This window comes from Shouchella oshimensis (assembly GCF_002019765.1).
Classification (GTDB): Bacteria; Bacillota; Bacilli; order Bacillales; family Bacillaceae_D; genus Shouchella; species Shouchella oshimensis.
Genome location: NZ_KV917380.1, coordinates 1672232 through 1684666, shown reverse-complemented (window position 1 = coordinate 1684666; position 12435 = coordinate 1672232). Strand labels below are relative to the sequence as shown.

Annotated in this window: 12 protein-coding genes; 2 read left to right on the top strand and 10 right to left on the bottom strand. The window is 40.4% G+C overall.

Annotated features, from left to right (window positions below; all coding sequences use genetic code 11):
- Nucleotides 1-72: 72 nt before the first annotated feature.
- The 7 genes from BK583_RS08500 to BK583_RS08470 all read right to left on the bottom strand — a co-directional run bounded on the left by BK583_RS08500 (nucleotide 73) and on the right by BK583_RS08470 (nucleotide 8904).
- Complete coding sequence (locus BK583_RS08500) at nucleotides 73-2007, bottom strand: stage V sporulation protein D (protein ID WP_055735823.1); 1935 nt, start codon at nucleotides 2005-2007, stop codon at nucleotides 73-75.
- Between the two features lie 161 nt (nucleotides 2008-2168).
- Nucleotides 2169-4349, bottom strand: coding sequence for a penicillin-binding transpeptidase domain-containing protein (locus tag BK583_RS08495; protein ID WP_055735822.1), 2181 nt, complete (start codon nucleotides 4347-4349; stop codon nucleotides 2169-2171).
- A 49-nt stretch (nucleotides 4350-4398) separates the two neighbouring features.
- Nucleotides 4399-4713, bottom strand: a complete 315-nt coding sequence (locus tag BK583_RS08490) for a hypothetical protein (protein ID WP_055735821.1) — start codon at nucleotides 4711-4713, stop codon at nucleotides 4399-4401.
- 24 nt (nucleotides 4714-4737) lie between these two features.
- Entirely contained in the window at nucleotides 4738-5667 is a 930-nt protein-coding gene (rsmH, locus tag BK583_RS08485; RefSeq protein ID WP_038480983.1) for a 16S rRNA (cytosine(1402)-N(4))-methyltransferase RsmH, read from the bottom strand.
- A gap of 36 nt (nucleotides 5668-5703) precedes the next feature.
- Entirely contained in the window at nucleotides 5704-6135 is a 432-nt protein-coding gene (mraZ, locus tag BK583_RS08480; protein WP_035395175.1) for a division/cell wall cluster transcriptional repressor MraZ, read from the bottom strand.
- 152 nt (nucleotides 6136-6287) lie between these two features.
- A complete protein-coding gene (bshC, locus tag BK583_RS08475) occupies nucleotides 6288-7910 on the bottom strand; it encodes a bacillithiol biosynthesis cysteine-adding enzyme BshC (protein WP_055735820.1) in 1623 nt (540 codons plus the stop codon).
- An 82-nt stretch (nucleotides 7911-7992) separates the two neighbouring features.
- Nucleotides 7993-8904, bottom strand: coding sequence for a 2-dehydropantoate 2-reductase (locus BK583_RS08470; protein ID WP_055735819.1), 912 nt, complete (start codon nucleotides 8902-8904; stop codon nucleotides 7993-7995).
- Between the two features lie 151 nt (nucleotides 8905-9055).
- On the opposite strand from BK583_RS08470, the gene BK583_RS08465 reads away from it, so the two are divergent.
- Nucleotides 9056-9550: an N-acetyltransferase gene (locus tag BK583_RS08465; protein WP_038480985.1), complete on the top strand. Its 495-nt coding sequence runs from the start codon at nucleotides 9056-9058 to the stop codon at nucleotides 9548-9550.
- Between the two features lie 35 nt (nucleotides 9551-9585).
- On the opposite strand, the gene BK583_RS08460 is transcribed toward BK583_RS08465, so the two are convergent.
- The 3 genes from BK583_RS08460 to BK583_RS08450 all read right to left on the bottom strand — a co-directional run bounded on the left by BK583_RS08460 (nucleotide 9586) and on the right by BK583_RS08450 (nucleotide 11015).
- Nucleotides 9586-10140, bottom strand: coding sequence for an RsfA family transcriptional regulator (locus tag BK583_RS08460; protein WP_055735818.1), 555 nt, complete (start codon nucleotides 10138-10140; stop codon nucleotides 9586-9588).
- 145 nt (nucleotides 10141-10285) lie between these two features.
- Nucleotides 10286-10459 carry a 50S ribosomal protein L32 gene (rpmF, locus tag BK583_RS08455; RefSeq protein ID WP_035395180.1) on the bottom strand — a complete coding sequence of 58 codons (174 nt, stop codon included), beginning with the start codon at nucleotides 10457-10459 and terminating at the stop codon, nucleotides 10286-10288.
- A gap of 40 nt (nucleotides 10460-10499) precedes the next feature.
- Entirely contained in the window at nucleotides 10500-11015 is a 516-nt protein-coding gene (locus BK583_RS08450) for a YceD family protein (protein ID WP_055735817.1), read from the bottom strand.
- 180 nt (nucleotides 11016-11195) lie between these two features.
- Between BK583_RS08450 and BK583_RS08445 the strand changes: the two genes are divergently transcribed.
- Nucleotides 11196-12416: a nucleotidyltransferase gene (locus BK583_RS08445; RefSeq protein ID WP_055735816.1), complete on the top strand. Its 1221-nt coding sequence runs from the start codon at nucleotides 11196-11198 to the stop codon at nucleotides 12414-12416.
- Nucleotides 12417-12435: the final 19 nt, after the last annotated feature.

Sequence of the window (12435 nt, the reverse complement as noted above, 5' to 3'; positions counted from 1 at the left end):
GTTCAACAATCAATCTTATCCACGTTTATTTGTTTAAAAGATGAATGAGTAATAAAACACACGTCTCTTATTTTAGTCGTTCTCATTCGTTTTGTCACCCATATAGACACGGATTGTTGAATCTTTTGGAACCCTTGTACCTGGTTCAGGTGCTTGTCGGGCGACAGCTTCCCCTTCACCAGATGCTGAGAGGCGCAATTCATAATGAGATTCATAAATGTCCCTCTTCGTTCGCCCTAACAAATTTGGTACTTCTACTAAACCTTCTTCATCCCATTTAAGTTCTTTTTCAATTTGATCTTTTCTTTTTTCAACACCCATTGCTTCTAAGCTATCCCCGATAATCTTCCCAGCGATTGGAGCGGAAACTTGGCTACCATATTGAACGGCTCCTTTAGCATTATCAATTGCCACATACACAATAATTTCTGGGTCATCCATTGGGGCTACACCAAGAAATGATAGGATATAGTTGTTCTCTAGATAACGACCATCTTTAGCTTTTTGAGCCGTACCTGTCTTTCCACCAACACGGTAACCATCAACAAAAGCTTTTCCACCTGAGCCTTTGGCAACAACATTTTCCATCGCATAGCGAACTTTTTCAGATGTTTCAGGCGAAATGACTTGTCGTTTCATCACCGGATTGTTTCGTTCAACAACCTCCCCTGTGACATCATCTACCCACTCTTTTGCAATGTAAGGTTCGTACAAATAGCCTCCATTGACGGCGGCTGCGACTGCCGCCACTTGTTGAATCGGCGTTACTGCAACCCCTTGACCAAAGGCTGTTGTTGCTTGCTCTAACGGACCTACACGTTCACGATTAAACAAGATGCCTTTCGCTTCACCTTGTAAATCAACGCCGGTCTTTTGACCGAACCCGAAGTCTTCAATATAATCAAACAATCGATCAGTACCTAAGCGTTGACCAAGTTCAACAAATCCTGGGTTACATGAATTTTGCACAACTTCTAAGAACGTTTGTGAACCGTGCCCTCCTCGTTTCCAACAGTGGAGCTTTGTACCTGCTACATCTACGTAACCAGGGTCGTAGAAGTGATCATTGTCTAGATCAACGACATCTTCTTCTAACGCCGCTGCAAGGGTAATTAATTTAAACGTTGAACCAGGCTCATACTGCATCCAGACAGGCTTATTTTGATTGTATATTTCAGCTGGAACATCTCGATAGTTTTCCGGGTTAAAGTGTGGTCGACTGCTCATTGCTAGAATCTCACCATTTTTTGGATTCATCGCAATGGCTATCGCTCCATCTGGATTATACTTTGCTTCTGCAATATCTAACTCCCGTTCCACAATCGTTTGAACACGACTATCAATTGTTAATTTTAAATTTAAGCCATTAATTGGAGCTGTATATTCATCAGCTAAATTTGGCATTTTTGTATTTTTAGCCGTTGAATAAAAGGATACATACCCCTCTGTACCTTTTAACTTTTCATCATAGACGAATTCTAAACCTGTTAGACCTTGATTGTCGATGCCTGCAAATCCAAGTACATGGGATAAATAACTCCCAAAGGGATAGTGACGCTTCGAGTCTTCTGCTATATAAATGCCTTCTATATTTAAACTTCGCACCTCTTGCACTGTTTGTTGGTCCATTTTTTGTCCTTCTGGGCGAATATACACTTTACTTTCTTTTTTCGTTAAATCTTCGTATACCTCGTCCTTATTTGCATTTAATACGGATGCTAATTTTTCTGCTGCATCTGCAGGGTCTTTTATCTGTCTTGGAAAAATAATAATGGAAGGCGTACTAATATTCGTTGCTAATTCGACATCATTTCGATCTAGTATATCGCCTCGCTTTGGTTCAAACGGAATATCTCTCCCCCAAGAATCCTCTGCTTTTTCAGTAAGCCATAAACCTTGTCCGAACTGAACATACCCTAGACGTGCTCCAATGACTGTAAACACGACAATTCCTACAACAAATAACAATAGCAGCCGTTTCCTAACTGTTACATTTGAAACGCGCACGGCTCTCCCCCACTTTCGTTTATCAACATCCTGTCCTATGGTTAACCCTATGAACAAAGACAACTATTTAGAACAAGCTAACGTGGGCATCAGTTCCTATCAAAAACAAAACAAAGAAGACTTAACCGTGGTTAAGTCTTCTTTGTTTTCTTTAGTCCTTTTTAAGAATCATCTTCCGTTTCAGTTTGGTCTTGTTCTTCTTCCATTTCTTCTACCTCTTCTGGAACTGTCGATTCCAAATGGACTTGGAGGGCTTCCCCTTCCGATATGGGCGTTCCAGCAACTGGGCTTTGTTGAACAACATAGCCATTACCTGAATAATCAAGCTCTAATTCAAGGATATTGGTCATTTTTAATACATCTCGGCGTGACCAACCACGCATATCAGGCAACGCTCGGCTTTCCCCATCTGTAATTAAGAGAATAGGCTCATCGTTCAAAACACGCACACCTTCTGCTGGTTCTTGATAGTCAATGCGATCACCTTCACCAACAACAATTACTTTTTTATCCTCTAAAAGCTCGGTTGCATAGGTTGTTCGTTCACCTACGACGTTAACCATATCAAAACCGCTTTCTTCTGCTTCCTCTAGTAATTCTTCTTCGTTTGGTTCTAAATCCAAATAGACCATACTACTTTGCATCACTGCATTAAAGATCATAGAAACAGGATCATTCCCTGATTGCTCAGTCGTTAAGTTGGGCTTCGTTACCGATACGTAAACGACAATTTCAGGGTCCTCATAAGGTGCCATGCCTAAAAAGGAGTATAAATATTGCCCATGGCCATTTAAATAACCACCTTGCTCCGCAATTTGCGCCGTCCCCGTTTTTCCAAGAACATCTACACCTTGAATATCGTACTTACGCCCTGTACCATATTCTTCTGTCACGACACCACGAAGCAAATCACGAACGTGAGCCGCTGTTTCTGCAGAAATAGGCTCACCAACCACTTCACTGCTGCCTTCTTGAAGGACTTTCCCTTCATCATCCTTAATTTCTTGAACAATATACGGTTTCATCATCTTTCCACCGTTTGCAATAGCCGTAGCCGCTTGAACAAGCTGAATAGGAGTCATAGTGGACGTTTGACCAAAGGCGGTTCTTGCAGCATCTGAGCGTCTTCCTTTTTCAAGTTTACCGGCACTTTCTTGACTTAAATCAATCCCTGTGGATTTGGAGAAACCAAAATCTTCTAGATATTGATAAAAAGGTTCAATCCCTAGATCCTCTAACACGAGTTTGGACATCAATACATTCGAAGAACGATGAACGCCCTCTTCATACGAAATCTCTCCCCACCCTTCTGGGTTTACATCTCTAACAGGGTTACTATGCAAATCAATTTCATACTCACCTGATTGAAAGTAGTGATCGTCTTGAAAATAACCTTCTTCAATGGCGGCTGCCACTGTAAACATCTTTAACGTTGATCCAGGTTCAACTGCATCTGCTACTGCATAATTTAAATAGTTTTCAATTTGCCCATGTTGATTTGGGTTAAAGCTTGGTCGATTCGACATTGCCAATATTTCACCTGTTTTTGCATCGGCAGCAATGGCTGTCATCTTTTCAGGGCTAAACTCTAATTCAACTTGCGACATGGCTTGCTCCATAGACGCTTGAATTCGTGTATCTAGAGTTAGTTGCACAGAAGCACCGTCCGATGGTAGCGTAATGTTTTCAGCTGGAGAATTTAAGCGTCCTAAACGGCTATATTCAATTGAGCCATCCGTTGAAGCTAAAAATTCATCAAGTCGTCCTTCTAAGCCAATGCTTCCAATATCTTCGTTAATGCTTTTTTGACCGATTACATGAGATGCAAACGTTTGATTCGGATAATAGCGGCGGGTTGCTTCTTCAAGCTGGATGCCCGGCAGTTTCAAATCTTGAATCGTTTCTTTCGTTTCAAACGATAGATAGCGAGAAGTTGGTCCTAATTCAATTTGATAGCGACCCTCGTCTTTTCCGTCTGTGAGCATCCTCGTTAATTCTTCTACTTCTAGTTGAATAATTGGCGCAAGTTGTTCAGCTGTTCGTTCAATATCTTCTATATAGTTGCCTTTTCCTTGATTTTCAGAGAGCACAGCAAGAACATGATAAGCAGGAATATCTTCAGCTAGCACGCTTCCATGACGATCCGAAATGCTTCCTCTTTCACTTGGCAAAACCTCTGATCGTGAGTAGCGTTCTTCTGCCATAGCGACAAGGTCATTACCTTTGACCTCTTTTGTTACTTGTATATAAGCAATGCGACCAACTAAAACAACAAAGACAGCTAAGAACAGAAATAACAAGACAACGGCTCTCTTATTTGTCACGGCGCGTTTAATTTCCATTTCAATCCCTCCTTTTCACTTAGTAAAGAAAAAACTAGTTCATAGTGAACTAGTTCATCCCTTGTTCTTTCGCTCGACGCATAACATTCTCTGGCGCACTCTCTTCTGCTAGAATGGTCTTAAGCCCGTCATTTTCAACAGTGATTTGGTTCACTTTCGTTTGTTCGGTTTGCAAAGTTGTACTCAACCCATAAAGGTTGGAATAATTATGTACAATGAGGCAGAGCATAGCAAAAAGTACGGTAGCTAGAAATGTCGCAATGACTTTCTCTCCTAATGTAATCCTTGCACGGTAACGAATCACTTGTTTTTCTTTTTGCACCACCCGTTCTTGCGGTTGAGTATACGATTGTCTAGCTAACATACTTTATCCTCCTTTTAATCAAGCCTACAATTTTTCTATCACGCGTAACTTAGCTGATCGCGAGCGGTTGTTCTCTTCTAGTTCGTTGTCTGAAGCTACAATTGGCTTTCTTGTTACTAAAGTGAAAGGAGCTTTTTTATCATCTGGTATAATGGGCAACCCTTTCGGTAGATCTGGAATGGTCGTTTTCTCTTTAAACACTTGCTTGCATAAGCGGTCTTCTAAAGAATGAAAGGTAATAACGGCGAGTCGCCCCCGTTCATTCAACAGCTCTAATGCATCTAGCAATCCATCTTCAAATGCTCCCAATTCATCATTAACAGCAATTCGAATCGCTTGAAACGTACGCTTAGCAGGATGCCCACCTGCACGACGAGCTGGTGCAGGAATAACATCTTTTATGATCTCAACTAACTCCGCTGTTGTTTCAATCGGCTTCTTTACACGTTCACTTTCAATTTTACGCGCTATTTGCTTTGCAAACTTCTCTTCTCCATACCTTGAAATAATGGAAAGTAGCTTTTGAAACGGCCATTCGTTTACCACTTCTTTTGCCGTTAATGGAGCACGCTGGTCCATTCTCATATCGAGTGGCGCATCCTGATGATAACTAAATCCTCTTTCCGCTTCATCTAGTTGAGGAGATGACACACCTAAATCAAACAACACGCCATCGACCTTCATTACCCCATGGGCTGCTAGTTCTTCTTTTAAATAGCGAAAATTACTCCGAATAAACGTTACGTTATGTAGATGATCCTTCAATACTTCTTTTGCATGATTTAATGCAACTTCATCTTGGTCAAATGCGTATAAATGACCTGTTTCAAGTTGCTCTGCTATTCGCTTTGAATGACCTGCTCCACCTAATGTACAATCCACATAGATGCCATCTTTTTTTATATTCAACTGTTGGACTGACTCTTCTTTTAATACGGTTGTATGTAGAAACATCTTGCACCTAATTCCTTTTTTCAATTTACGTTAACGTTATAAGTCAAAGTCAACGAGGTTTTCTGCAATTTCAGCGAAAGAGTCTTCAGAATCTGATACATACTCTTCCCAAAGTGTCTTACTCCATACTTCAACACGACTCGATACGCCAATAACAACACACTCTTTTTCTAATTTAGCATATTCTCTTAAATGATTTGGGACATTTATTCTTCCTTGTTTATCCAATTCACATTCAGCTGCTCCTGAAAAAAAGAATCGTGTAAATGCCCGGGCATCTTTTTTCGTAAATGGGAGTTCTTTTAATTGCCCTTCAAGCTTGTCCCACTCTGACTTTGGATACACAAACAAACAGTGATCTAAGCCTCTCGTTACAACAAATGAAGGACCAAGTGGCTCTCTAAACTTGGCAGGAACGATCATGCGGCCTTTATCATCTATAGAATGCCGATACTCGCCTAAAAACATACTCTGCCAACCTCCCACCACTTTGTACCCTTAACTTACCACAAACCCCCACTTTGTACCACTCTGATCTTCTCATTTCCACAGAATAAAAAAAAATCCTGCATTCCTGCAGGATTTTCAGTAGATTTTTTTATTGACAAAGGTAGACACCTTTAGATGTAAATCAAAAGATGACGACGCGGATGTTGCTCTAATTCATTGAGCAAGCGTTGAACGATGTCGCTACCTGTTACGTTAAGAAGAACGATTGGGTTTAACATTCGTTCTTGTGGACTCGATTGAGGTCGTAACCAACAAATGGCCTCATCATACTTGTTTAATTCTGTTTCATACCTTCGCTTAATCTCTTTCGTCATAAACGTTTCCAAACGAGTTAATTGATCTTGGATAAACGCTTTGTTTTTCAAACTAATGTCATATAACGTCTCGTTCATTTCTTTTGCAAGCTCTCTTAATGGCTGATGAGCTTGCTCCATTTGCTCTTGCGCCCGCTTAATATACGTTTTAATTTCAAATGAGTGCTGAGCATCAAGCCACTGTTGCTTTAAAGTTTCACCGTTTCCTTCTATATAAAAAACTGGATCTTCGCCTTGTTCAACTAAGTGTTTTTCAACATGGCGTGGAATAATCGTTGCCGACATACGTTGCATAACAGGTGTTACGTGAAACTGAAATAAAGAGAAGCTCTCTTTTAACGTTCCCCAATAGGCCAATTCGCCTGGACCTGCAACAAACGCTACCGTCGGTAACAACCATTCCTGCATCAATGGGCGAGTGACAACGTTATTGCTAAACCTGCTTGGGTGTTTTTCTACCTCTTCGACTAATTCATCCTTTGTAAATGTTAGTGAATGATCAGCCATATAGAAGACACCGTCACTATAGTTTAAGCGATACCGCTTTCCGTCTACAGTATAAAAAAGATGCGCATTTTCTTGATCCGTTCCAATCGGTTTTCCGTAGCCTTGTGTGGCAAAGCGGGTTTCCCCTTCTATTTGTGCTGCCTGTAGCTCCTCCACGTGTAAAATTAACGATTTAAAAAAAGGTTTCTCTATTTCTCTTAATACATCATCATCACTATCTAGATAAAGCAACCCTTCCTCAGCAAACAAGTCGTGCATCATACTCATAAAGAAATCTACGTATGTTTTTGACTCAGCTGCACAATTCTCTACCTTTGCTTTTAATTCAGTCGTGTAGGCCGTTTCAGGTAATGATGAAAAAAGTTCTTTTATAAAATCGTGCAATTCACTTTGCGGCAAATGCTTTTTTGATGCTGCCGTGCCGTCTACCTCGTCTGCAAGCAACCGTTTTTTCCATTTATGTTCCTCTTTTTTATAAATTGTCCGTACTTCATCCAAATCATGGTCTTCTCCAGCAATCCAAAACAACGGGACAACAGGTCGTTGTAATTCTTTTTCGTACGTTTTGGCAAGTATAATGACCGACATTGCTTTATATACACTGTATAAAGGACCTGTAAAAAGCCCTGCCTGCTGTCCACCCACGACAACGAGTGCATCTTCATGTTTTAATTTATGTACATTTTCGTCTAGTTTGTTTCGATTGGGCAATCCTTTTGTCCGATTTTCTACATACGTCACAAGCTCTTGTTTATGAGAAAAACGACGTTCACGTAAATCTTGACATCGTTTTTGAAGCCACTGCGTATCCGATGGCATGTAAGAAAAAAAGTCTTTAATGGGCTCTAGACCTTTCTCGTAATCGGCAGCAAAGCCTTTTAACGTCTCCTTACTAAGCTCCTCCATTTTCATCGCTTAAAATCTCCTCACCATGCATTTTCCATATCCGCTTTCCATCATAGCAAAAACAACAAGTACAACCAAATAAGTTGCTTCAAGATTTTTTATTAAGAGCCTTTTGTTTTCCTTTCAGCATCGTGTAAACGAGCTGAAGAGTTGGCATCAGAATGCCACGAGTTTCCCCTCTTTTTAAAATGTAGCCAACAATGGCATCTAATTCAAGTGGGCGTTTATGAATGAGATCGGTTAACATAGATGATTGATTCTCTTTCGTATCCTTACAAAGACGTTCTACTTCCACCCATTTTTCCTCTCGATCGCTCCGTTCTAGTGCCTCTATAATCTCAGTAAAACAAGAGCGCATGGCTTGTTTATAGTGCCCATTCTCTACGAGTTCACCGTTCCTCACATGCAATAAAGCAGTTAATGGATTTATACATGCGTTAAGGATTAACTTTGATTCAAGCATTTCTTGGTAGTCATCTCTCCATAAAACAGTCCATACATCTTGGTTAAAAAGTGACCCCCACTCAGCTTTCCCTGCAGATGAGGTTCCGCGAAAAGGAGCGATTTTTATTCTTCCTTCCCCTTTAACCGACACACGATTTTTTTGTTCTTTTTCTTTTAAGAGTCCATATTCAACTACTCCGACATATGTTGGGCTAGTCATGGTCTCAATCCATTCTAGGTGCCCCATGCCATTTTGAAGAAATAACCAGTTCGTGTGTCGGTGCCCTACATGTTTATAATCAAGCAATACCTGTTCTACTTGATACGACTTTACACACACAATGACACCATCAAAATCCTTTGTATTAGACGGGTTCATTTGTATATCCGTTATGATCGTCTTTTGATTCTTTTTATATAGATGAATACCCTCGTTTTCAAATAACGATTGTTCTTGTTGATTTTTAAGATAAAGGGCGACTTCCACCCCTTGTTGTTTTAAGGATGCAGCCACGAATAACCCTACTGCACCTGCTCCGATAACGGCCACCTTCATCGTCAACACCACCAGTTCATTCAATAACGTCTATTATACGTGTTCTTATAGGATTGTAAAATCAGCTAATGAAGGTTTTTTAATGCGCTTTCATTCATTTTATAGTAAAATAGTAGATGAAATCATCAGTGGAGCAGGAGGATTATACACAATGATTAAAGTAGAACGATTGCTAATTAATTATAAGACGTTAGAAGAATTTACAAATTTTCGTGACTATGGTGCAGCTGAACTGTCAATGAAAGACGATCTTAATCAAAGCATCGTGGAGAATGATAGCGAGTCTCCTTTTTATGGCATTTACTATGGCAAAAAACTTGTTGCCCGTATGAGCCTCTATCAAATTGATGGAGACTTTGATCAGTATTTTGATCCTCCCCAAGATTATTTAGAATTATGGAAGTTAGAAGTATTAGAGCCTTATCGTGGTAAAGGCTATGGAAGAGCACTTGTTGATTTTGCCAAAGAATTTGAAATTCCAGTTAAAACAAATGCGCGTCAAAGTACAGGTGACTTTTGGTCGAAGCTAGGATTTGAACCTATTACGTACCGTGAAGAGCGTGATAGAGGTGAAAGCCCCTACGTTTGGTTTCCTTCAGGCGTGTATGAGCAAAAGAAACCGAAAGAAAAACAATCACAAGAATAGGAAAAAAACAGCCGCGTGTATGCACGTGGCTGTTTTTATAATGATTTTTCAAGTAACGTATGATTGGTCAGTTTTCGAGCTCGATCCATAATTTCAAGCAGAGAGCGATAGTCTTGTGTGATAACACTCTTCTCCTTCTCTACTTTCTCTAGTTGCTCTTTTAACTTTTCATTTTCTGCTTTTAATACACTTGCTTCATAAGCGGCTACTTGTTTTTCTTTCATGGATTGCAAGTAATCGATAACCGCTTCTAAATCTAACGTTTGATCAGATGTCGTTTGGTGTACGTGTTGGAGTGTTTCTGCTGGTTTTTCCTCTTCTTGCTGTAGCACGAAGCTCGACTCCGATTTGGCCTTTTCCTTCTTTAGCACCGTTCGTTTTTTCTTTGCCATATTGACTTCAGCTGTGTATTTCTTTCGAATGGTTGAGTTCCATCTAAACCCACAAGCTGCACTTGTACGTGAAAGCGCTTCTGCTACTTCTTCAAACGCTGCTAGCTGCGTACTGCCTTCTCTAATATGACGCAAAACGGTGTCAGCTAAAAGTAAATCATCTTCATGCGACCAGGCATCTTGACGATTTGCTGTCATGTTCAGCCCCTCCCTTTCCTAATTCTCTTAAACCGTATTAAAGTGTATGCTTCCAACGACCAAAATAGACGTTTCTATTAAATCATCATCTCCAAGTCTACTCCTACTTATACAAAAAAAGAAAGCCATCGGAATGGCTTTCTTTTTATTTTGAAGCTACTTTTTCACCTTTGTAAGAACCACACGCTTTGCAGACACGGTGAGATAGTTTATACTCTCCGCAATCTGGGCATTCTACCATACCTGGTACTTCTAATTTAAGATGTGTACGACGCTTGTTTTTTCTTGTTTTAGATGTTCTTCTAAATGGAACTGCCATGTTTGTTACACCTCCTTAAAATTAAATCGAAGAAAAGCGATTATTTTTCATCGAAGAATTTCGCCAAGTCAGCAAGTCTTGGGTCTATCTGGTCACTGTTCTTCTCGTCTGAAACCAATTCCCAATCCTTCCCAGAAGAAGGAGCAGCTGTTTCGGTTGGTTTATCAGCGAACACTTGCATAGGAATCTCTACAAGAATACGCTCTTGTATCATATGAGATAAATCAATCACATCGCCAGAATACGTAAAGACATCTTCTTCATTTAAATGAGAAGGCGGCATTTCACCTTCTGGTACATAGTGAGCTTGACCCTTTATTTCATATGGCCATTCGACGTCCGCTAACGTTCGGGAACAAGGTAAAACCAAATGTCCCTTTACGACAAACTGAAATGTAAACACATTTCTATTTGCAGTTGCTGTCCCTTTTAAGGAAACAAGACTTGCGGCACGAACATCCTGGTGTTCTTTTAATTGATCTTCCAACAGTACATTTTCATCAAAATGAAGCGATTCATATCGCGCTTGTTGAAGAGCTTGAACGGTCCATTTCATGTATCCTCACCTCATAGGCAACAAAAATTATTATAAGTCTCAACGACTCGAATGTCAACCTTATTTCTTTACAGTAAAAGCCGTTTATTCCGAGCCATTATTCTTGTATAATGTAGCCAAAGACGCCTACTATGTAGTGTATCATGTGAATGTTTTCTATGCAAAAAAAGGAGGAATGTCATGAAAGCCGTTGGTCTTGTCGTTGAATACAACCCGTTTCATAACGGTCACCTTTATCATGTTGGCAAAGCAAAAGAGGACGCTGGAGCGGATGTAGTCATTGCGGTTATGAGCGGCTCGTTTTTACAGAGAGGAGAGCCTGCCCTCGTTTCAAAACATGTCAGAGCAGAAATGGCGCTTCAAGCTGGCGTTGACCTTGTTGTTGAACTCCCTTATGGCTATTCCGTTCAGACTGCTCCGTACTTTGCAGAAGGGGCCGTTCGCCTGCTAACAGCATTACAATGTGCGAACCTTCATTTTGGAAGTGAAGAAGGCGACATTGACCGATTTCTTCAACTTCTTGCTTTTATGAAGAAAAACGATCACGCTTATCAGCAACAGACAAAAGAATTTCTAAAAAAAGGCTATGCTTATCCGAGAGCGAGCGCAGAAGCATTTGCCCTCCTTCACGGTTCAAGTACGCAGCTATCGTTAAATGAGCCAAACAATATTTTAGGCTTTCATTATGTTCAACAAATAGATGCTCAAGCATCTTCCATGGAGCCATTAACAACCTTACGCATCGCAGCAAGCTACCATGATGAGAATATGGGGGAAGGAACGATTGCCAGCGCAACAAGCATTCGTAAAGCATTGTTACATAAAAAAAATGTGGAGTACGTCCTCCCTGCTTCAACAGCAAGGTTACTTGACCACTATAAACAAAGTCATGGCCATGTCCACTTTTGGGAAGACTACTTTCCTTACTTAAAGTATCAAATCCTCACGCGAACACCTGCTGAGCTGAAACAAATTGCTGAGTGTGGAGAAGGATTAGAATACCGATTAATTGAAACAGGAAGGCAAGCGAATTCCTTTTCCGATTGGCTATCACGATTAAAAACAAAACGGTATACGAAAACGAGGTTACAACGCTTATTTGTTCATTTATTAACAAACACAACGAAAGAAGAAATGGCTACAGTTCGGAGTGGTCAGGAGAATCATTATATTCGTTTGCTCGGTATGAGCGAAACAGGAAAAAGCTATTTGAATCAAAATAAAAAGTCATTCGCCTTTCCAATTGTGACACGAGAATCCGAACTAAAGCAGTTTGGCGCATTAGCCTCATTAGACCAACGAGCAACAGCCTGTTATTGGTTAACAAAACCGGGTGCTCTTCATTCTGAGGCGATGAAGCAAGAATTTCAAGTCACGCCTCTTTTATTAAAAAACAGCTAGCATTTTCATGCTAGCTGTT

Bases quoted from the DNA above. Each gene is read 5' to 3' on its own strand.
- rpmF (WP_035395180.1), bottom strand. From the start codon at position 10,459: ATGGCAGTTCCATTTAGAAGAACATCTAAAACAAGAAAAAACAAGCGT.
- BK583_RS08465 (WP_038480985.1), top strand. From the start codon at position 9,056: ATGATTAAAGTAGAACGATTGCTAATTAATTATAAGACGTTAGAAGAA.
- bshC (WP_055735820.1), bottom strand. From the start codon at position 7,910: ATGAAAATGGAGGAGCTTAGTAAGGAGACGTTAAAAGGCTTTGCTGCC.
- BK583_RS08450 (WP_055735817.1), bottom strand. From the start codon at position 11,015: ATGAAATGGACCGTTCAAGCTCTTCAACAAGCGCGATATGAATCGCTT.
- BK583_RS08490 (WP_055735821.1), bottom strand. From the start codon at position 4,713: ATGTTAGCTAGACAATCGTATACTCAACCGCAAGAACGGGTGGTGCAA.
- BK583_RS08460 (WP_055735818.1), bottom strand. From the start codon at position 10,140: ATGACAGCAAATCGTCAAGATGCCTGGTCGCATGAAGATGATTTACTT.
- BK583_RS08495 (WP_055735822.1), bottom strand. From the start codon at position 4,349: ATGGAAATTAAACGCGCCGTGACAAATAAGAGAGCCGTTGTCTTGTTA.
- rsmH (WP_038480983.1), bottom strand. From the start codon at position 5,667: ATGTTTCTACATACAACCGTATTAAAAGAAGAGTCAGTCCAACAGTTG.
- mraZ (WP_035395175.1), bottom strand. From the start codon at position 6,135: ATGTTTTTAGGCGAGTATCGGCATTCTATAGATGATAAAGGCCGCATG.
- BK583_RS08470 (WP_055735819.1), bottom strand. From the start codon at position 8,904: ATGAAGGTGGCCGTTATCGGAGCAGGTGCAGTAGGGTTATTCGTGGCT.
- BK583_RS08445 (WP_055735816.1), top strand. From the start codon at position 11,196: ATGAAAGCCGTTGGTCTTGTCGTTGAATACAACCCGTTTCATAACGGT.